This is a genomic window from Marinobacter panjinensis (assembly GCF_005298175.1).
GTDB lineage: Bacteria > Pseudomonadota > Gammaproteobacteria > Pseudomonadales > Oleiphilaceae > Marinobacter > Marinobacter panjinensis.
In genome coordinates this window covers 34,269-51,887 of the sequence record NZ_SZYH01000003.1, presented here as the reverse complement: position 1 = coordinate 51,887, position 17,619 = coordinate 34,269, and the positions used below count along the sequence as shown (strand labels likewise).

The 17,619-nt window shown below is 57.9% G+C and carries 18 protein-coding genes; 12 read left to right on the top strand and 6 right to left on the bottom strand.

The window, feature by feature from the left end; translation table 11 throughout:
- Window positions 1-238: 238 nt before the first annotated feature.
- Window positions 239-607, top strand: a complete 369-nt coding sequence (locus tag FDP08_RS19500; RefSeq protein ID WP_137437977.1) for a PilZ domain-containing protein — start codon at window positions 239-241, stop codon at window positions 605-607.
- Between the two features lie 221 nt (window positions 608-828).
- On the opposite strand, the gene radA is transcribed toward FDP08_RS19500, so the two are convergent.
- Window positions 829-2,208, bottom strand: a complete 1,380-nt coding sequence (gene radA / locus FDP08_RS19495) for a DNA repair protein RadA (protein WP_137437976.1) — start codon at window positions 2,206-2,208, stop codon at window positions 829-831.
- A gap of 125 nt (window positions 2,209-2,333) precedes the next feature.
- Window positions 2,334-3,995 carry an energy-dependent translational throttle protein EttA gene (ettA, locus tag FDP08_RS19490; protein ID WP_137437975.1) on the bottom strand — a complete coding sequence of 554 codons (1,662 nt, stop codon included), beginning with the start codon at window positions 3,993-3,995 and terminating at the stop codon, window positions 2,334-2,336.
- Between the two features lie 361 nt (window positions 3,996-4,356).
- Here ettA and glyA point away from each other — a divergent pair, with 361 nt between their 5' ends.
- The 7 genes from glyA (at window position 4,357) to thiL (ending at window position 10,457) form a co-directional block, all read left to right on the top strand.
- Window positions 4,357-5,613, top strand: coding sequence for a serine hydroxymethyltransferase (gene glyA, locus FDP08_RS19485; RefSeq protein WP_137437974.1), 1,257 nt, complete (start codon window positions 4,357-4,359; stop codon window positions 5,611-5,613).
- A 66-nt stretch (window positions 5,614-5,679) separates the two neighbouring features.
- A complete protein-coding gene (gene nrdR / locus FDP08_RS19480) occupies window positions 5,680-6,198 on the top strand; it encodes a transcriptional regulator NrdR (RefSeq protein WP_137437973.1) in 519 nt (172 codons plus the stop codon).
- Window positions 6,195-7,310: a bifunctional diaminohydroxyphosphoribosylaminopyrimidine deaminase/5-amino-6-(5-phosphoribosylamino)uracil reductase RibD gene (gene ribD, locus FDP08_RS19475; RefSeq protein ID WP_137437972.1), complete on the top strand. Its 1,116-nt coding sequence runs from the start codon at window positions 6,195-6,197 to the stop codon at window positions 7,308-7,310. The genes nrdR and ribD overlap by 4 nt, the downstream gene beginning before the upstream one ends.
- A gap of 69 nt (window positions 7,311-7,379) precedes the next feature.
- Complete coding sequence (gene ribBA / locus FDP08_RS19470) at window positions 7,380-8,495, top strand: bifunctional 3,4-dihydroxy-2-butanone-4-phosphate synthase/GTP cyclohydrolase II (protein ID WP_137437971.1); 1,116 nt, start codon at window positions 7,380-7,382, stop codon at window positions 8,493-8,495.
- A gap of 55 nt (window positions 8,496-8,550) precedes the next feature.
- Window positions 8,551-9,027, top strand: coding sequence for a 6,7-dimethyl-8-ribityllumazine synthase (gene ribH, locus FDP08_RS19465; RefSeq protein WP_137437970.1), 477 nt, complete (start codon window positions 8,551-8,553; stop codon window positions 9,025-9,027).
- On the top strand, window positions 9,027-9,503 hold the full coding sequence (nusB, locus tag FDP08_RS19460; RefSeq protein ID WP_137438087.1) for a transcription antitermination factor NusB: 477 nt from the start codon (window positions 9,027-9,029) through the stop codon (window positions 9,501-9,503). Before ribH ends, nusB begins: the two co-directional genes overlap by 1 nt.
- A 3-nt stretch (window positions 9,504-9,506) precedes the next feature.
- On the top strand, window positions 9,507-10,457 hold the full coding sequence (gene thiL / locus FDP08_RS19455; protein ID WP_137437969.1) for a thiamine-phosphate kinase: 951 nt from the start codon (window positions 9,507-9,509) through the stop codon (window positions 10,455-10,457).
- Window positions 10,458-10,524: 67 nt separating this feature from the next.
- Here the strand turns inward: thiL and FDP08_RS20555 are convergent, their stop codons facing one another.
- Window positions 10,525-10,728: a DUF6316 family protein gene (locus FDP08_RS20555; RefSeq protein ID WP_137437968.1), complete on the bottom strand. Its 204-nt coding sequence runs from the start codon at window positions 10,726-10,728 to the stop codon at window positions 10,525-10,527.
- Between the two features lie 270 nt (window positions 10,729-10,998).
- On the opposite strand from FDP08_RS20555, the gene FDP08_RS19445 reads away from it, so the two are divergent.
- Window positions 10,999-11,682, top strand: coding sequence for a DUF2057 family protein (locus tag FDP08_RS19445; RefSeq protein WP_137437967.1), 684 nt, complete (start codon window positions 10,999-11,001; stop codon window positions 11,680-11,682).
- Between the two features lie 49 nt (window positions 11,683-11,731).
- On the opposite strand, the gene FDP08_RS19440 is transcribed toward FDP08_RS19445, so the two are convergent.
- Window positions 11,732-13,261 (bottom strand): WS/DGAT/MGAT family O-acyltransferase, encoded by a 1,530-nt coding sequence (locus FDP08_RS19440; protein WP_137437966.1) that lies wholly within the window; start codon window positions 13,259-13,261, stop codon window positions 11,732-11,734.
- A 121-nt stretch (window positions 13,262-13,382) separates the two neighbouring features.
- The gene (locus FDP08_RS19435; RefSeq protein WP_137437965.1) at window positions 13,383-14,294 is read right to left on the bottom strand and encodes a LysR substrate-binding domain-containing protein; all 912 of its coding nucleotides are present in this window, start codon (window positions 14,292-14,294) and stop codon (window positions 13,383-13,385) included.
- A gap of 266 nt (window positions 14,295-14,560) precedes the next feature.
- On the opposite strand from FDP08_RS19435, the gene FDP08_RS19430 reads away from it, so the two are divergent.
- Window positions 14,561-15,547 (top strand): glutathione S-transferase family protein, encoded by a 987-nt coding sequence (locus tag FDP08_RS19430; protein WP_137437964.1) that lies wholly within the window; start codon window positions 14,561-14,563, stop codon window positions 15,545-15,547.
- A gap of 134 nt (window positions 15,548-15,681) precedes the next feature.
- Here the strand turns inward: FDP08_RS19430 and ispB are convergent, their stop codons facing one another.
- On the bottom strand, window positions 15,682-16,650 hold the full coding sequence (gene ispB, locus FDP08_RS19425) for an octaprenyl diphosphate synthase (protein ID WP_137437963.1): 969 nt from the start codon (window positions 16,648-16,650) through the stop codon (window positions 15,682-15,684).
- 230 nt (window positions 16,651-16,880) lie between these two features.
- On the opposite strand from ispB, the gene rplU reads away from it, so the two are divergent.
- Both rplU and rpmA read left to right on the top strand, forming a co-directional pair.
- Window positions 16,881-17,192, top strand: a complete 312-nt coding sequence (gene rplU / locus FDP08_RS19420) for a 50S ribosomal protein L21 (protein ID WP_137437962.1) — start codon at window positions 16,881-16,883, stop codon at window positions 17,190-17,192.
- 36 nt (window positions 17,193-17,228) lie between these two features.
- Complete coding sequence (rpmA, locus tag FDP08_RS19415; RefSeq protein ID WP_137437961.1) at window positions 17,229-17,489, top strand: 50S ribosomal protein L27; 261 nt, start codon at window positions 17,229-17,231, stop codon at window positions 17,487-17,489.
- Window positions 17,490-17,619: the final 130 nt, after the last annotated feature.

Sequence of the window (17,619 nt, the reverse complement as noted above, 5' to 3'; positions counted from 1 at the left end):
AGTTGGGAGTTATCGGGTGGTTGCCGGGCCGTTCCAAAACACGCCCGTGAATACGTCCCTGTAGGGCTCGGTCGCGCCATCCCTGGCGCTCCACGGTTTTGGAACGACCCGACAACCATCCTTTGTCGCACTTTCGCGTTAACGCCCCGAAGTTAGCCCTGCTGAGTGCGTGCGGTAGATAGATGTCCCTGTGCGGTCTATAGTCATACCAGACAAGACCGGTAAACAGGAGCAACCCTTGCCAGCCAAAACCCCCGAAAAACGTCGTTTCCACAGAATCTCCTTCGATGCTGATTGTGAGCTGCATTGCCAGGATGAAGTGTGGCCAACCGAGGTGTTGGATATTTCGCTGAAGGGCGTTCTGGTTAAACGGCCTGAGGGTTGGAACGTACCGCTGAAACAGCCGTGCGAGGTGATTATCCACCTGGACGATAACGAAACCGCGATCGTGATGGCGGTGGAGTTACGGCATGTTGAAGAGCATAGGCTGGGGTTCAAGTGTCAGTATATTGATCTTGAGAGTGCGACTCATCTGAAGAGGTTGGTGGAGTTGAATCTGGGGGATCAGGCGTTGTTGGAGAGGGAGTTTGCGCATTTGATTGAGTAACCCGATAGTTTTTTGTCGGATTACGGCCTGTCGGCCTAATCCGACCTACGGTTTGACGAGATAACTGCATATTATGGGGGAGGGGTTGGTAACACCTTTCCAAAAATGTGCGGAGCCATGGATGGCGGAGCCCAAGCGCACATGGATGTGCTTGTAGCGTTTTTTGGAAAGGTGTTACCAACTCCCCCCATCACCTAACCAAGCAGGCTAGGTTCCAGAGCCTAAAGCTCCTCCAAAGCCGACAGTGCATCACTAAGCTTGGTCACGGGAATAACCTTCATACCCTCAATAACCTTGCGAGGTGCGTTGGACTTGGGCACCAGGGCACGGGTAAAGCCGTGCTTGGCGGCTTCGTAGATGCGCTCCTGGCCACTGGGAACCGGGCGGATTTCGCCGGAGAGGCCGACCTCGCCGAAGATCACCAGATCCTGGGGCAGGGCGCGGTCGCGGAAGGACGACACGATGGCCGCAAGTAGCGCCAGGTCCGCGCTGGTTTCATTGACTTTCACGCCACCGACCACATTCACAAACACATCCTGATCCGACACATGCATGCCCCCGTGGCGATGCAGCACCGCCAGAAGCATCGCCAGCCGGTTCTGATCCAGCCCCACCGCCACCCGCCGTGGGTAGCCTCCCTGGGCCATATCCACCAACGCCTGGATCTCCACCAGCATCGGCCGCGTGCCCTCCCAGACGACCATGACCACACTGCCAGGGGCCGCTTCTTCGCCCCGGTTCAGGAAGATCGCACTGGGGTTTTTTACTTCCTTCAGACCCTGCTCCAGCATTGCAAATACGCCCAGCTCATTGACCGCGCCAAAACGGTTCTTGATGCCCCGCAGAGTGCGGTAACGGCTGTCACTGGAGCCTTCCAGCAGGATGGAACAGTCAATCATATGCTCCAGCACCTTCGGCCCCGCCAGGCTGCCGTCCTTGGTGACGTGGCCTACAAGGAACAGAATGGTACCGGTCTGCTTGGCAAAGCGGGTCAGGTAGGCGGCGCTTTCGCGGACCTGGGAGACACTGCCCGGCGCGGATTCCGTTTCGGCCACGTGCATCACCTGGATACTGTCCACCACCAGGATGCGGGGTTTTTCGATTTCCGCTACCTGCATGACCCGCTCAACACTGGTTTCCGACAGCATCTTCAGGTCTTTGGTGGGCAGCCCGAGGCGCTTGGCTCGCATGGCCACCTGTTGCAGGGATTCCTCGCCAGTGACGTAGAGTGCGGGAACACTGGACGCCAGGTGGCAAACCGCCTGCAGTAGCAGGGTGCTCTTGCCGGCGCCAGGATGACCGCCCATGAGGACGGCAGAACCTTCCACGAGGCCGCCGCCAAGCACCCGGTCAAATTCCTGCATGCCGGAGCTGATGCGAGGCTGCTCGGCAAGGCTGACGTCGTCCAGGCTCTTTACTTCCGACAGGCTGCCTGCGAAGCCCTCAAAGCGTGCTCCGCGGGCACCCCTGGCATTGCCGCCACTGACGCCACGAACCTCGCTGATGGTGTTCCAGGCCTGGCAGGCAGTGCATTGGCCCTGCCACTTGGAGTAGTCAGCGCCGCACTCGGTGCAGACGTAGGCGGTTTTGGCTTTTGCCATGGCGGTGGTGCTACCTAAATGTTGGTTTGTCGGATTACGGCTTCGCCTAATCCGACCTACGATCCCGCAGGCTGATGACTCCCGCGTAGGTCGGATTAGGCGAAGCCGTAATCCGACAACCTGCGTCAGGCCAACTTCTTGTACTTCATCCGCTGAGGCACCATCGCCGAATCGCCTTTGCGTTTCTTGTGGTCCTCGTCGTACTCACTGAAGTTACCCTCGAAGTAAACCACTTCACCATCGTCCTCAAACGCCAGGATATGGGTAGCTACGCGGTCGAGGAACCAGCGGTCGTGCGAGATCACCAGCGCGGAGCCGGGGAAGTTCAGCAGGGCTTCTTCCAGGGCGCGAAGGGTTTCCACGTCCAGGTCGTTGGTGGGTTCGTCCAGCAGCAGTACGTTACCGCCTTCCTTGAGCAGCTTCGCCAGATGTAGCCGGTTGCGCTCACCACCGGACAGGTCGGCCACCCGCTTCTGCTGGTCAGCGCCCTTGAAGTTGAAACGGCCCACGTAGGCCCGTGACGGGGTCTCGTAGTTGCCAATCTTGATAATGTCATTGCCGTCGCTGAGCTCTTCCCACACGGTGTTGTCGCCGTTGAGATCCCGCATCTGGTCCACATAGGCCAGCTTTACGGTTTCGCCCACGGTAATGGTGCCGGAATCCGGCTTGTCTTGCCCGGCGATCATCCGGAACAGGGTGGATTTACCCGCGCCATTACCGCCGATAATGCCTACGATGGCGCCAGGAGGCACACTGAACGATACGTTCTCATACAGCAGGTGGTCGCCGAAGGACTTGCTGATGCCGTCCACCTCGATCACCTTACTCCCGAGGCGAGGGCCGGGTGGAATGTACAGCTCGTTGGTTTCGTTGCGCTTCTGGAACTCCTGGGAGCTCATTTCCTCGAAGCGGGCCAGGCGGGCCTTGCTCTTGGACTGGCGGCCCTTGGCATTGCTGCGCACCCACTCCAGCTCCTGTTTGATGGTCTTCTGACGGGAATCTTCCTGTTTGGCTTCAATCTCGAGGCGTTTTTCCTTGTTTTCCAGCCACTGACTGTAGTTACCCTCAAAAGGAATGCCCTGGCCACGGTCCAGCTCGAGGATCCAGCCGGCCACGTTATCGAGGAAGTAACGATCGTGGGTAATAGCAACCACGGTGCCGGTGTAGTCGTGGAGGAAGCGCTCCAGCCAGGCCACGGATTCCGCATCCAGGTGGTTGGTAGGCTCGTCCAGCAGCAGCATGTCGGGGCTTGAGAGCAGCAGCCGGCACAGAGCCACACGCCGGCGCTCACCGCCGGAGAGGTTCTTTACCATCGCGTCCCAGGCGGGTAGCCGGAGGGCGTCGGCGGCCACTTCCATCTTCCGCTCGATATCGTGTCCGTCGCTGGCCTGGATAAAGGCCTCTAGCTCACCCTGCTTCTTGGCAAGAGCGTCAAAATCAGCATCTGGTTCGGCATAATCAGCATAAACCTGATCCAGCTCGGCCAGGGCATTGTGAATGCCGGAGACCGATTCTTCGACAATTTCCTTGACGGTTTTGCTATCGTCCAGCTCCGGCTCCTGGGGCAGGTAGCCCACATTGATGCCCGGCTGGGGGCGAGCCTCACCAATGTAATCCTGATCTATCCCCGCCATAATACGTAGCAACGTAGACTTACCGGAACCGTTGAGGCCCAGTACGCCGATTTTGGCGCCAGGGAAAAAGCTCAGGGAAATGTCTTTAAGGATTTCGCGCTTGGGCGGAACCACTTTGCCCACGCGGTTCATGGTGTAGACGTATTGGGCCATGTTGTCAGAATCCTTCTTGCGAAGTGTGTTTCGGAAATACTGAAGGTGTCTGGCTGAGGCCATCGGGTAGGGCGTTTCGGGATCGTCAAAATCAGGGATGATTTTGTCGAGCGTACAGAGATGTATTTACAGCGTATCCCGGATCGCCCTACCCGATGGCCGGTACTCCACAGTAGCCGCAACCAATGAATATTGACCGAGTAAGGTATCGAAACCGATCAGGGATAGCAATTGAGCAAAAACTGTCTTTGGCCGCGTGTCGGTATCTGCGGACAGTATAAAGGGTGATTTTTCACCCGTTTCTACGATAGAATAGCGGCCCATTTTTTAGGGTAGCTACGCACACAGGGGCAGCGCATCAATGTTTAATCGTGATATGAAAATCGCCGGCTTTGACGACGAGCTCTGGAACGCCATGCAGGCGGAAGAGAAGCGCCAGGAAGCTCACATTGAGCTGATCGCGTCTGAAAACTATACCAGCCCGCGGGTGATGGAAGCCCAGGGTAGCGTACTGACCAACAAGTACGCCGAAGGCTACCCCGGCAAGCGTTATTACGGTGGCTGCGAATTTGTCGACATCGCCGAGGACCTGGCTATCAGCCGTGCTAAAGAGCTTTTCGGTGCGGCCTATGCCAATGTGCAGCCCCACTCCGGTTCCCAGGCCAACTCCGCCGTATTCATGGCACTTCTGAAGCCCGGCGATACGGTTCTTGGCATGAGTCTGGCCCACGGCGGTCACCTGACCCATGGTGCCAGCGTGAATTTCTCCGGCAAGATCTACAATGCCGTGCAGTACGGCCTGAATCCGGAAACCGGCCTGATCGATTACGATGAAGTGGAAAGCCTTGCCCTTGAGCACAAGCCGAAGATGATCATCGCGGGTTTCTCGGCCTACTCCCAGGAGCTGGACTTTGCCCGCTTCCGTGAGATTGCCGACAAGATCGGCGCCTGGCTGTTTGTGGACATGGCGCATGTGGCAGGCCTGGTAGCGGCCGGCGTTTACCCGGACCCGATTCCTCACGCCCATGTCGTTGCGACCACCACCCACAAGACCCTGCGCGGCCCCCGTGGCGGCCTGATCCTGGCTTGTGACGACGCCGACCTGCAGAAGAAACTGAACTCCGCAGTGTTCCCCGGTGGCCAGGGCGGCCCGCTGATGCATGTTATCGCCGCCAAGGCAGTCTGCTTCAAGGAAGCCATGAGCGATGAGTTCAAGGATTACCAGAAGCAGGTCATCAAGAATGCCAAGGCGATGGCGGAAGTGTTCGTTTCCCGCGGCTTTGACGTGATTTCCGGAGGTACCGAGAACCACCTGTTCCTGGTCAGCCTGATCAAGCAGGATATTACCGGAAAGGACGCGGATGCCGCCCTCGGCCGAGCCCACATCACTGTAAACAAGAATGCGGTTCCGAATGACCCGCGCTCACCGTTCGTGACCTCTGGCCTGCGCATCGGTACCCCGGCGGTCACTACCCGCGGTTTTGGTGAGTCCGAGTGCCGCGATCTGGCGGGCTGGATGTGTGACATTCTGGACAACCTGGAAGACGAAGCGGTCAATGACCGGGTTCGTGAGCAGGTCGCAGGCCTGTGTGATCGTTTCCCGGTCTACGCCGGCTAATCAGCCCTAACGCACCGTCAGGCGCCCTGCAGCGCAGCGTCTGACGGATTGCAGGAGCTTCAGTTTATGCATTGTCCTTTCTGTGGTGAAGCGGATACCAAGGTAATCGACTCCCGGCTGGTGGCCGAGGGTGATCAGGTGCGTCGCCGCAGGGAGTGTCTGTCCTGTCGTGAGCGTTTCACCACCTTTGAGTCAGCCGAACTGGTGATGCCCCGTGTCGTCAAACAGGATGGCACCCGCCAGCCGTTTGATGAGGAAAAGCTGAGGGCAGGGCTGATGAAAGCCCTGGAAAAACGCCCCGTCAGCATTGAGGAGATCGAGGCGGCACTCAATCGCATCAGGTTCCGCTTGCGGGCCACCGGCGAGCGGGAAGTGAAATCCATGCAGCTCGGTGAAGAAGTGATGACGGAACTGCGGCAGCTGGACAAGGTCGCCTACGTTCGGTTTGCCTCAGTTTATCGCAGTTTTCAGGATGTTAACGAGTTCAAGGAAGAGATTGAACGGCTTTCGGCGACCTCGGGCGACGACCCTGTGGATGTGGCCAAGGTTCTGGCAGATAACCATTCCTCCAAAGGAAAGGCATGATCGACGCCCAGGACACGGCATTCATGGCCAGGGCGGTGCAGCTCGCCTGGCGTGGCCGCTATTCCACCCATCCCAATCCACGTGTGGGTTGCGTCATTGCCAGTGGCAGCAGGATTCTTGGGGAGGGCTGGCACGAGCGAGCCGGTGAGGCCCATGCCGAGATTCGCGCACTGAGTCAGGCCGGACCGGATGCGCGCGGCGCAACGGCCTATGTCACACTGGAGCCTTGCAGTCATTTCGGGCGCACCCCGCCTTGTGCCAAGGCCCTGGTTGAAGCCGGCATTGCTCATGTGTTTGCCGCCACCAAGGACCCTAACCCGTCGGTTTCAGGTCGTGGCCTGGATATGCTCCGGGAAGCAGGCGTTCGGGTGACAGAGGGGTTATTGGCTGAAGAAGCGGTGCGGCTCAATCCCGGGTTCATGAAGCGGATGAACGTAGGCCGGCCTTACGTTCGGCTTAAAATGGCCGCCAGTCTGGATGGCAGAACCGCCATGGCATCGGGGGAGAGCCAGTGGATTACCGGCGCAGAGGCTCGCCGTGACGTACAGCGGCTCAGGGCCATCAGTGACGCCATCCTGACTGGTGTTGGAACCGTGTTGGCCGATAACCCCTCTCTGACGGTGCGCCGGGGCGAGTTGGGTGATATTGGAGATGCCACGGAACCCTCACGCCAGCCCTTACGCGTAATAGCGGATCGGGATGCACGCACGCCTCCCGGTGCCACCATACTCCAGGGGGGTAACGTCCAGGTCTATTGCGCCTCTCCGACATTGGCAACCGCGCAGGCTCAGGATCTTGCCGCGCTGGGAGTCGGGCTTACTGGCGTCGCCTGGAAAGACAACGGAATTGATGTCCGCGAACTCTTGGACTCGCTGGGGGAGCTGGGCATCAACGAACTCCTGGTGGAAGCCGGCCCGACACTGGCCGGAACCTTTATCAATGAGCGCCTGGTGGATGAGCTCTGGCTCTATCAGGCACCGGTGTTCCTGGGCAGTACCGGCCGGCCAACGGCCAATCTGCCACTGGAATCCATGGCGGACAAGGTACAATGGAAAGTGCTCGATCGCCGTCAACTGGGTGAGGATCAACGACTGATCCTGGCACCAGCCTGACGGATATTAAATTCATGGTGGGCCGGTGCCGATTACAGGGCGGTCAGACCAAAAGGGTGCAAAAACGGTATGGCACTGAACAGCATTGAAGACATTATTGCAGACATTCGTCAGGGCAAAATGGTCATCCTGATGGACGATGAAGACCGGGAAAACGAAGGCGACCTGGTGATGGCTGCTGAACACTGCACGCCAGAGGCCATCAACTTCATGGCACGGTTCGGCCGTGGCCTGATCTGTATGCCTATGACCCGCCAACGGTGCGAGCAGCTTGGCCTGCCATTAATGGTACAGCAGAATGCCTCTGGCTTTGGCACCAAGTTCACGCTGTCTATTGAGGCAACCGAAGGGGTAACCACCGGCATATCCGCCGCCGACCGTGCCCGCACTGTTCAGGCAGCGGTCGCCCGCAATGCCAAAGCATCGGATCTGGTCCAGCCGGGGCATATTTTCCCGCTGATGTCCGACCCGGGTGGTGTTCTCAGCCGTGCTGGCCATACCGAGGCGTCTTGTGACCTGGCGGCCCTTGCCGGGTGTGAGCCTGCCGGTGTGATCTGTGAAATCATGAATGACGATGGTTCCATGGCCCGGCGTGAGGATCTCGAGAAATTCGCTGAGACCCACGACCTGAAGATAGGCACCATTGCAGACCTGATCCACTATCGCACGTTGAACGAACGCACAATCGAGTGCGTGGAACAGTACGATCTGGACACCGAATACGGCGTATTCAATCTTCGCACCTATCGCGACAACATCCAGGGCTCCACCCATCTGGCGATGGTGATGGGGGAGATATCCGCGGATGATCCGGTGCTGGTTCGTGTGCACATCACCGATACCCTGCGAGACCTGCTCGGTGCCCGCCGTGTGGATTCCCGCAGCTGGCCGCTCCACCACGCCCTGGAAAAGGTTGCCAGTGAAGGTCGTGGCGTGGTGGTTCTGCTCAACAGCGCGGAAGACAGCTACAATCTTGAAGACCGCATCCACGAATTTTTCGAGCAGGACAAGAAGTCTGCGGGCAAGGGCAGTTCTGGTGTCTATTTTACCGTCGGCACCGGTTCACAGATCCTGCGGGACCTCGGCGTTGGCAAAATGCGGCTGCTGAGCCCGCCCATCAAATTTTCCGCGATTTCCGGGTTTGAGCTGGAAGTGGTGGAATACGTGCCCTATACCCCTGAATGATGAACCCCGGCAGCGCCGCACCGAAAGGGCGGGGTTGCCACTGAAGGAGCCATGCATGGCCGATATCAAAGTAATTGAAGGTGACTTTACCCACTGCAGCGGTAAATACGCGCTGGTCGTTGGTCGTTTTAACGGATTCGTGGTGGAAAGCCTGGTGGACGGTGCCGTAGATACTCTGCGTCGACACGGCATTGCTGACGCTGACATAACCATCGTGCGAGTGCCGGGTGCCTATGAAATGCCGCTGGCCGTCAAGCGCGTGGCCGAGACTGGCAACCATGATGCTATTATCGCACTCGGTGCCGTTATTCGCGGCGGTACGCCCCATTTCGAATACGTTGCCGGCGAAGCCTCCAGCGGTTTGGGCGCTGTAAGCCTTGAGACCGACGTGCCGGTGACTTTTGGCGTGCTGACCGTTGATTCCATAGAGCAGGCCATTGAGCGTGCTGGTACCAAGGCTGGTAACAAAGGCGCCGAAGCGGCGATAACGGCCCTGGAAATGGTCAGCCTATTCAAGAAGCTGGGTGAATGATGACCACACCGGAAGACAGTACTGTGCAACCGGCCCCGTCGGGTCAGCCCAAGGCTGGCGACAGGCGAAGGGCCCGGGCCCTGGCCATGCAGGGCCTGTATCAGCGCCACTTCAGCAAGAGCTCGATTACCGACATCGAGTCAGAGTTTATCGTCGACAATGATATGTCGAAGGTAGACACCGCCTATTTCCGCGATCTGCTTCGGGGCGTTCACCGGGAGCAGGCAGAGCTGGACCGTTTGCTTGAGCCCTTTCTGGACCGACCGATTCATGAAGTGGATGCCATTGAGCTGGCCATCGTGCGGCTTGGCACTTATGAACTGAAATACCGGCTGGACGTTCCCTACAAGGTAGTGATCAATGAAGGGATCGAGATGGCCAAGAAGTTTGGTGGCACCGAAGGCCACAAGTTCGTTAACAGCCTGCTGGACAAACTGAGTCATCGTCTGCGCCTGGCCGAGACCCGTCCGCGCTGAGTGATGGGCGAATTCGAGCTGATCCGCCGTTATTTCTTCCCTATCGCCGAGGCGGGGAACACCTCTGCGGTTCTGCTCGGGCCCGGTGATGACTGCGCGATTCAGCGGGTCGAACCGGGCAGGGATCTGGTTTTCTCTGTAGACACGCTGGTTGAAGGCGTCCACTTTCCCCGTGATTACGATCCTGAAAAACTGGGTTGGCGAAGCCTGGCGGTTGCGGCGAGCGACCTCGCGGCCATGGGCGCCGATCCGGTTTGCTTCACACTGGCCCTGACCCTCCCCGATGCTGATCCTGACTGGCTGCATGCCTATGCAGCTGGCCTGGCAAGTGCAGCCGCGCAGTTTGGCCTGTCACTTGCCGGCGGAGACACCACCCGCGGACCACTGACCTTGAGCCTGCAGGTTCATGGTACGGTGCCCCAGGGTCAGGCGCTCCAGCGCTCCGGCGCACGGGCGGGGGATTATGTCTGTGTTTCCGGCACCCTGGGTGAGGCTGGAGCCGCGCTGAAATTCCTGGGCAGTCAAAACCCCGGGCCCGATGAGCAGTCGGTTCTGGACAGGTACCATTACCCGGCGTCACGGCTGAGCCTCGGAGCCGCACTGCGTGGATGTGCTTCCGCTACCGTAGATATATCCGATGGCCTGGTGGCAGATCTGGGCCATATTCTTGAGGCATCCGGGGTGGCCGCGAGCATTGATATTGCGAAGCTTCCGTTATCGGCGACACTGAATCGTCTTGTCGGCGAGGAGGCGGTCAACCTGGCAATGAACGCCGGTGATGATTATGAGTTGTGCATCACTATCAGCCCGAAAGCCTGGGAAGGTCTCCCGGAGGAGATTCGCAGCCAGTTGACCATCATTGGTGAGGTAACATCGGGCGAAGGCCTTGCCATCACACACGAAGGTCAGTCATTGGCCCCTGCAGCTGGCGGCTATGATCATTTCAGAACCTGAGCCATGCCCGGCGACTATGACGTTCAGAAGCAGGTGAACGCCTGATTGACGCGGGTTGGGAGCGACCTCAGTGTATCTGTTGTTCTTCCGGCAGAAGGCGCACAACGTGCAAGAAACGTCTCAAACCGGTTTCTGCGCGTTGTCTTGAAGCGAAGGGGCCACTGTCAAAACCCTCCCGGGTGGTGAAATACCACTTGCTTCCGACGCAGAAAAATCGACTGCTTCGGAACGGTGCGGGACCGTTTTCTCCGGACCGACGTTGGGTATCCATGTTTTCTCCTGAGCCCTTTATGGTTTTTATCGTGCCGGGCAGTGGGATGTTTTGTTAGCCGATTGTCTAAAATTAAATCAATTCCAGCCGAATTCAACATTTTTTTACATTTATCAGTCCGGCATGGGCGTGTCGACGTAACCGAAGTGTCATCAGGTTACTGTAAACAGGCGGTATGTCTTGCTCTTGGCCCTGCCGCTCTTCAAAATGCCATTTAATGACAAGTGATCACCTACCGGGCATCACCGGTGTACAGCACAAGGATATAGCATGAGTATCTGTCACGTTTCGGTCTTTTTCAAGAATACAGGCTGCCTGATTGCCGCACTGTCTTTGTTGGTCGTTCTTTCCGGGTGCAGTTCTGCCATGAGCAATGTCAAAACCTGGGAAGGTGATGCTGACGACTCCCGGACTGCTGTGCTCAAGGCTCCCACCGAGATCAAGGTGAAGCAGGTTAATGGCCGCAGGCTGACCAATTTCCTGATGGACGACCTGGCGCTGGACTTCGAACTGCTTCCGGGCGAAAACCAGGTGGTATTCACCTACAAAACCATCTGGGCGAAAAGCGGGGTTGTCCGAAATGGCGAGTCCAAGGTGCATGTTGTTGAAACGGCCCCGCAGGCCGTAACCATCGATGCCAGGCCTGGTGAAACCTATCGTTTCGATTTTGAGCCTCCGGCAAACCGGCGCGACGCAGAGGCGTTTGCCAGTGATTTTTCCGCTGATATCGTGAACGCCTCCAGTGAGGTCGTTGCCAGCGCGAGCGCCTGGGATGGGCGCTCTGCAAAACAAACCACAGCCGCCCGGGCGCCTGTAGGTTCCGGCGTTGACGATTCCGGTGGTGTTGGCAGTGAAATTACTGAGGGTGAAGGTACCCTGGAAGAGCTGAAAGCGCTCTGGGGTGAAGCTAGTGAAGAAGAGCGGCGCACCTTCCTGCGCTGGGCTTTCGAGTAATCCACCTCGGGGGTGGTCCTGACGCCACCCCTGTTTCTCCCGCCGGCCGTTATCGCCGAAAGCTTTTGAACACCTTTCTCAAAGCGCCTTCCATCAGGGTGAGCGCCTCGTCGGTCAAGGTTTTATGATGGTACTGGTGGTAGTCGGGCTCTTCGCTCTCTGGCGGGACGGTTGCTGCTGCAGATTCTATTGCGAGCAGGCTCTCCTCGAGCAAGCCTGTCAGTGAATCGCCGTCAGCTACCACATCCGGGCAAAGGGTGAAATTCACCGTGAGGCTGCCCTGGTAGCTGACCGCCACGATAACCAGCCCAAGACTGTCAAACAGCGGCGCCGAGTTGAACTGCCGGACCAGTCGGGCGCCCTGAAGATAAAGTGGAACCTGCGGCCCCGGCACGTTGGTGATCGGCAGATTGAATACCGGCTGGTATCTCTGGGCAATCTGAAGCTCTGAATAAAGCCGGGCCGAGAGTGCCAGCATGGTGGAGGGCAGCAATTCCGTCAGGCGGTCTGCCGCAATAGCTTCCCGGTAGGGTTCGGATTCCACCGCATTCCAGTGGATTCGGTGAATTCGCTTCGCGGGATCCGGCTCGTTGGTGGCCAGGTCCAGGAGCATGGCAGACATCTGGTTTCCGGTTGCCTTGCGTAGGCTGCTGGAACGAACCGAGATAGGTGTCATGGCGACCAGGGAGCGATCCGTTTCCACATCATGGTTAGCCAGATAACGGCGCAGGGTCTCCGCACAAAGGCCGAGAACCACATCGTTCAATGTGACATTTCCCAGCGTGGCCTTGATGGCCTTGAGTCGCGACAGGTCCAGACTGGTGGAAACAATCTGGCGGTTCGCTGTGATCTGGCGGTTAAACGGGCTGTGGGGGGCGGAAAACAACGGAAAGGGTAATGGCAGTTTCCGCATCTGTTTCTGGATCAGCCCGCGGGCTGTCGCCTCGGCCGCATTGACAGCCAGAGAGGTCACCTGCAAGGGCTTGCGCAGCAGGTTGGCGCCGGCCTGGAGCACAACCCGCTCTTCCGATGGTTCCGGCCGTGGGCTCCATGGCCGGGGTGCTTCTATGGAGCGGGCTTTCGGAGTGTACTCCAGCAATTTGCCAATGATCTCCTCGCCGCTGAATGCATCAATGGCGGCATGGTGCAGTTTGACAATCAGCGCGAAACTCCTGCTGTCGGGGTCGTTTTCATCGAGCTGGAAGCCGTCGACGAAGGTGATGTGCCAGAGTGGGCGATCTCTTTTTAGCGGTTCTTCAAGAATTCGGGAAGCAAGCCCCATAAGGCTTCCCAGTTGGCCATGATCACCAAGGTTTACATAGGCAAGGTGCCGTTCAATGCTGAAATCCGGATCATCAATCCAGTAGGGGCGCCCAAGCCTCAGGGGGATTTCCTTGAGGCGCTGACGGAACAGGGGCACCACATGGAGACGGCTGCGCAGGTAAGCGACGAAGGTGCTGAAGGCTAGTGGTTTGTTGCATTCACGGGCATCAAAAAGGTAGATACCGCCAATATGCATGGGGGCGGTTTCTGATTCCAGGTAGAGGAATGAGGCATCCAGCTCCGACAATTGCCGCATGGTTTGAGCTCCGTTCACAGGTTCTTGCGTCGGGGCAGTATAAACGAATGAGCCGCCTTTCCGTTGGCTCTTTTGCCTGAAAACGGTCAGTTCCGGGGCCAGAGGGGAAATGAGCCCGGGTTCAGGCATCCAGCCAGGCGGAAATGGCTTTTGACTGGCCCAACTGTTCCCAGAACCACATCAGTGCCTTGCCTTGATCCTCAGAGTGCCTGGCAAGGTGGAGCATAATGGGTTGCCGAGGCTCCTGGACATCCAGCGCAAGCAGAGTGCCTTTAGCCAGTTGGTCGCGTACGCGAGCCTCTGGCAGCCAGCCGACAGCCATCCCGGCCTGTTGGATAGCGATTTTCTGATCGATGTTGGCGACCGTGAGGGTTCTCTGGCGCCGGAATATGCCGGCATGGCCTGGCGGCAGTGAGCGCGAGGTGTCGGCAGCCACGGCGGCGGGGAAGGGGGCAATATCTTCTTCGGTCAGCGGTTGCGTTGCTGTCGCCAGGGGATGATTCGGCGCTATGGCATAGACAAACCGCATTTCGCCGAGCGGAGTGGTGGTGAATGAACCGGCGGGTTTGCTGATCTGGTCGGCGCCGACAATCAGGTCCACCCGTCGACTTTGCAGGGCATCCCAGGAGCCGGCAAAGACTTCTTCCACCAGTTGCACTTCCACCGGCACGCCGAGCTCGTAGAACTCTCTTACTGCTGGAAACAGGCACTCGGCCGGCAACAGGGAGTTAAATCCGATTCGCAGGCGGGTTTCCCAGCCCTGGGCTACCTGGCGGGTGGTGTGAGCCAGGTTTTCGGCGGCTTCGAGCAGAGTTCGGCCCTCTTGCAGCAGGTAGCGGCCGGCGGGTGTGAGGGCAGCGCGATGTCCGGTGCGGTCGAAGATGGCAACGTTGAGGTCTTCTTCGAGTTTCTGGACGGTGTAGCTGATGGCGGACGGTACGCGGAAGAGTTCATTGGCGGCGCCAGCGAAGCTGCCTTTGCGGTCGATGGCATCGAGGACTTTGAGGGCGTCTATGGTGATGGCTGTGTGCATGTTCGAATTATCTGATTGTGTTGGCCAGAATTGATTGTTTGAGAGCGTAGCAGGATGGCCGGTATTCTTCCTTTAATTTCTTGTGATCCGGGCTTTGGGGCTCGGATACCGGGGCAGGCCTCCGCAAACACGCCGTGAACCCATCCATGGGGGCTCGGCATTGCCATCCCTGGCAATGCACGGTTTGCGAAGGCCTGCCCCGGTATCCTTGATCAGCATAGTGCCTGCCGCCAAGGATCACCTTACAGTATCTAATTGGAGGCTATATGGGACTTCTTGTCGACGGCAAATGGCACGACCAGTGGTACGACACCTCGAAAACCGGTGGCAAGTTTGAGCGCGAAGCCGCCCGGTTTCGGAACTGGGTGACAGCTGATGGTTCCCCGGGGCCGGACGGGGAGGGTGGCTTTCCGGCAAAGTCGGGGCGGTATCATCTTTATGTGTCCATGGCCTGTCCCTGGGCGCATAGGACGTTGATTTTTCGGGCCCTGAAGGGGCTGGAGAAGCATATTTCGGTGTCGGTCGTGCATCCGGATATGGTGGAGAACGGTTGGGAGTTTCGGCCGGATGACGCCGCGCATCGGGATGACGCTAATGGCATGCGGTATATGTACGAGGTCTATCTCAAGGCAGCGCCGGATTATTCCGGACGTGTGACCGTGCCGACCTTGTGGGACAAGGAGAAACAGACGATTGTCAGCAATGAGTCTGCAGATATTATCCGGATGTTCAACTCGGCGTTTAATGGGCTTGAAGGTGTTCGGAGTGATCTTGATTTTTATCCGGAAGAGTTACATGGCGAGATTGCCGAGGTGAATGAGCGGGTTTATCACACGGTTAATAACGGTGTGTACAAGGCGGGGTTCGCGACAGCCCAGGATAAGTATGAAGAGGCGTATGAGGCCTTGTTTGATTCCCTGGATTGGCTGGAGGAGCGGCTTTCAGGGCAGCGTTATCTGGTGGGTAACCGGTTGACGGAGGCGGACTGGCGGTTGTTTACCACGCTGATTCGTTTCGATGCGGTGTATTACAGCCATTTCAAGTGCAATCGCCAGAGGATTGCTGATTTTCCGGCGCTTTCCGGGTATGTGCGGGATCTTTATCAGGTGCCGGGCGTGGCAGAGACGGTGGATATCGGGCAGATCAAGCGTCACTACTATGTGAGTCAGCGCACCATTAATCCGACGCAGATTGTGCCGGTGGGACCGGAGCTGGTATTTGATGCACCCCATGGCAGGGAAGCCCTGGGTTGAGGCTTGTCGGATTACGGCTTCGCCTTTTATGCCCTTTACGGGTAAATCCGACCTACGGTTTGCACGGAACTCTGTGATAGCTCCCGCGTAGGTCGGATTAGCGAAGCGTAATCCGACAATCAAGAAGCACCCACCTAACTAACCCGCGCAACCGCAATTTCGGTCAGCAACAGCAGCGCTTCTTTGTGGTCTGACCCGGGAAGGGTGTTGAGGCAGGCAGCCGCCAGTGCGGCCTGTTCCCTGGCTTTCGCCATGGTGTATTCCAGGGCCCCGGAGTGGTTGACGATTTCGAGAATCCGGGGCAGGTCATCCAGTCCACCTTTACGTATCGCCTGGCGAATCAGTTGTTTCTCGTCATCAGTGCCTTCGGCCATGGCGTAAATCAGTGGCAGCGTGGTTTTGCCTTCGGCCAGGTCGTCGCCCACGTTTTTGCCCATGGTTTCAGCGTCGCCGCTGTAATCCAGGACGTCATCCACAAGCTGGAAGGCCAGACCCAGGTGTTTGCCGTAGGCACTCATTGCCAGCTCCTGCTCTTCGTTAGCTCCGGCCAGCAGTGCGCCAGTATGGGAGGCCGCTTCGAACAGCATGGCGGTTTTGTTGTGGATGACCTCCATGTACTTGTCTTCACTGACATCCGGGTTCTTCACGTTCATCAGTTGCAGAACTTCGCCCTCGGCAATGACGGCTGTGGCGTGGGAAAGTACGTCCATGATGCGGAGGTTCTGAAGTTCCACCATCATCTCGAAGGCGCGGGCGTAGAGGAAATCACCTACCAGTACGCTTGGGGCATTGCCCCAGCGGGCGTTGGCGGTGCTGCGGCCCCGGCGCATGTCTGAAGTGTCCACCACATCGTCGTGGAGGAGGGTGGCGGTATGCAGGAACTCGATCACCGCAGCCAGTTTCAGGTGGTCATCCTCGCCATAGCCCAGAGCACGGCTTGAGAGTAAAACCAGTAATGGTCTCAGGCGCTTACCGCCGCTTTCAATGATGTATTGGGCGATTTTTTCCACCAGGGGAACGTCTGAGGAGAGCCGCTTGATGATCAGATCGTTGACGCGGCTGAAGTCGTCCGCGACGGTGTCGTAAATGCTCTGGGCTGTCATGCGGCTGGTCCGGTCCCTTGTCTGGTGTTTTCGTTGGAAAAATAGGTGGGTCGGGCAATGCTAGGTATTGCGGTGATCAGTGTCAACTTGGCTTGTAAAGCGCTGGCGGTTTTCGTACAATCACGCGCCCAACTCATCCCAACCTGCGCTCCCTGCTATAGGGTTGCCGAAGCGCTTCCCTTAGAACCAGGTGGATAAGAGCAGGGATGGGTCAATCGCGGAGAACGTTAATGTACGCAGTTATTGTTAGCGGTGGTAAACAGCACCGAGTAAAAGAAGGCGAAACTCTGAAGCTGGAAAAGCTGGAAGTGGAAACCGGCGGCAACGTCGATTTTGACCGCGTTCTGCTGATCGCCGATGGTGACAAGGTTCAGGTTGGTGCGCCGGTTGTTGATGGTGCCAAAGTGACAGCAGAAGTGGTTAGCCACGGCCGTCATGATAAGATCCAGATCATCAAGTTCCGTCGTCGGAAGCATTCCATGAAGCGTCAGGGCCACCGTCAGTGGTTTACTGAAGTCAAGATCACGGGTATCCAGGGCTAAGACCCTCGAGTAACCCCTTAGATAAGGAGGCTGGTAATGGCTCATAAAAAGGCAGCAGGTAGTACCCGTAACGGTCGCGATTCCGAGTCGAAACGACTTGGTGTGAAGCGCTTCGGCGGCGAGACTGTATCTGCAGGCAGCATCATTGTTCGTCAGCGCGGCACCCGTTTCCACCCGGGCAATAACGTTGGCCTCGGCAAGGACCACACCCTGTTTGCAACCGCAAACGGTCAGGTCAAGTTCGAAGTGAAAGGTCCTGAGAACCGCAAGTTCGTGAGCATCGTTCCGGCTGCGTAAGCAGCGGCGATCTCGGGTTCTGTTGAACCTTGGGCGGCCCTGATATGATTTGATATCAGAGTCCCCTGGAGCCCCGCATAGCTTCCATGAGGCTGCGGGGCTTTTTAGTTTATGCGCAGTGCGCAAAGGG

Coding starts and splice junctions, on each gene's coding strand:
- FDP08_RS19440 (WP_137437966.1), bottom strand. CDS start 13,261: ATGCGGCAATTGTCGGAGCTGGATGCCTCATTCCTCTACCTGGAATCA.
- FDP08_RS20555 (WP_137437968.1), bottom strand. CDS start 10,728: ATGGATACCCAACGTCGGTCCGGAGAAAACGGTCCCGCACCGTTCCGA.
- FDP08_RS19445 (WP_137437967.1), top strand. CDS start 10,999: ATGAGTATCTGTCACGTTTCGGTCTTTTTCAAGAATACAGGCTGCCTG.
- glyA (WP_137437974.1), top strand. CDS start 4,357: ATGTTTAATCGTGATATGAAAATCGCCGGCTTTGACGACGAGCTCTGG.
- ribBA (WP_137437971.1), top strand. CDS start 7,380: ATGGCACTGAACAGCATTGAAGACATTATTGCAGACATTCGTCAGGGC.
- ettA (WP_137437975.1), bottom strand. CDS start 3,995: ATGGCCCAATACGTCTACACCATGAACCGCGTGGGCAAAGTGGTTCCG.
- FDP08_RS19430 (WP_137437964.1), top strand. CDS start 14,561: ATGGGACTTCTTGTCGACGGCAAATGGCACGACCAGTGGTACGACACC.
- radA (WP_137437976.1), bottom strand. CDS start 2,208: ATGGCAAAAGCCAAAACCGCCTACGTCTGCACCGAGTGCGGCGCTGAC.
- rplU (WP_137437962.1), top strand. CDS start 16,881: ATGTACGCAGTTATTGTTAGCGGTGGTAAACAGCACCGAGTAAAAGAA.
- FDP08_RS19435 (WP_137437965.1), bottom strand. CDS start 14,294: ATGCACACAGCCATCACCATAGACGCCCTCAAAGTCCTCGATGCCATC.
- rpmA (WP_137437961.1), top strand. CDS start 17,229: ATGGCTCATAAAAAGGCAGCAGGTAGTACCCGTAACGGTCGCGATTCC.
- thiL (WP_137437969.1), top strand. CDS start 9,507: ATGGGCGAATTCGAGCTGATCCGCCGTTATTTCTTCCCTATCGCCGAG.
- nrdR (WP_137437973.1), top strand. CDS start 5,680: ATGCATTGTCCTTTCTGTGGTGAAGCGGATACCAAGGTAATCGACTCC.
- ribD (WP_137437972.1), top strand. CDS start 6,195: ATGATCGACGCCCAGGACACGGCATTCATGGCCAGGGCGGTGCAGCTC.
- ribH (WP_137437970.1), top strand. CDS start 8,551: ATGGCCGATATCAAAGTAATTGAAGGTGACTTTACCCACTGCAGCGGT.
- ispB (WP_137437963.1), bottom strand. CDS start 16,650: ATGACAGCCCAGAGCATTTACGACACCGTCGCGGACGACTTCAGCCGC.
- nusB (WP_137438087.1), top strand. CDS start 9,027: ATGACCACACCGGAAGACAGTACTGTGCAACCGGCCCCGTCGGGTCAG.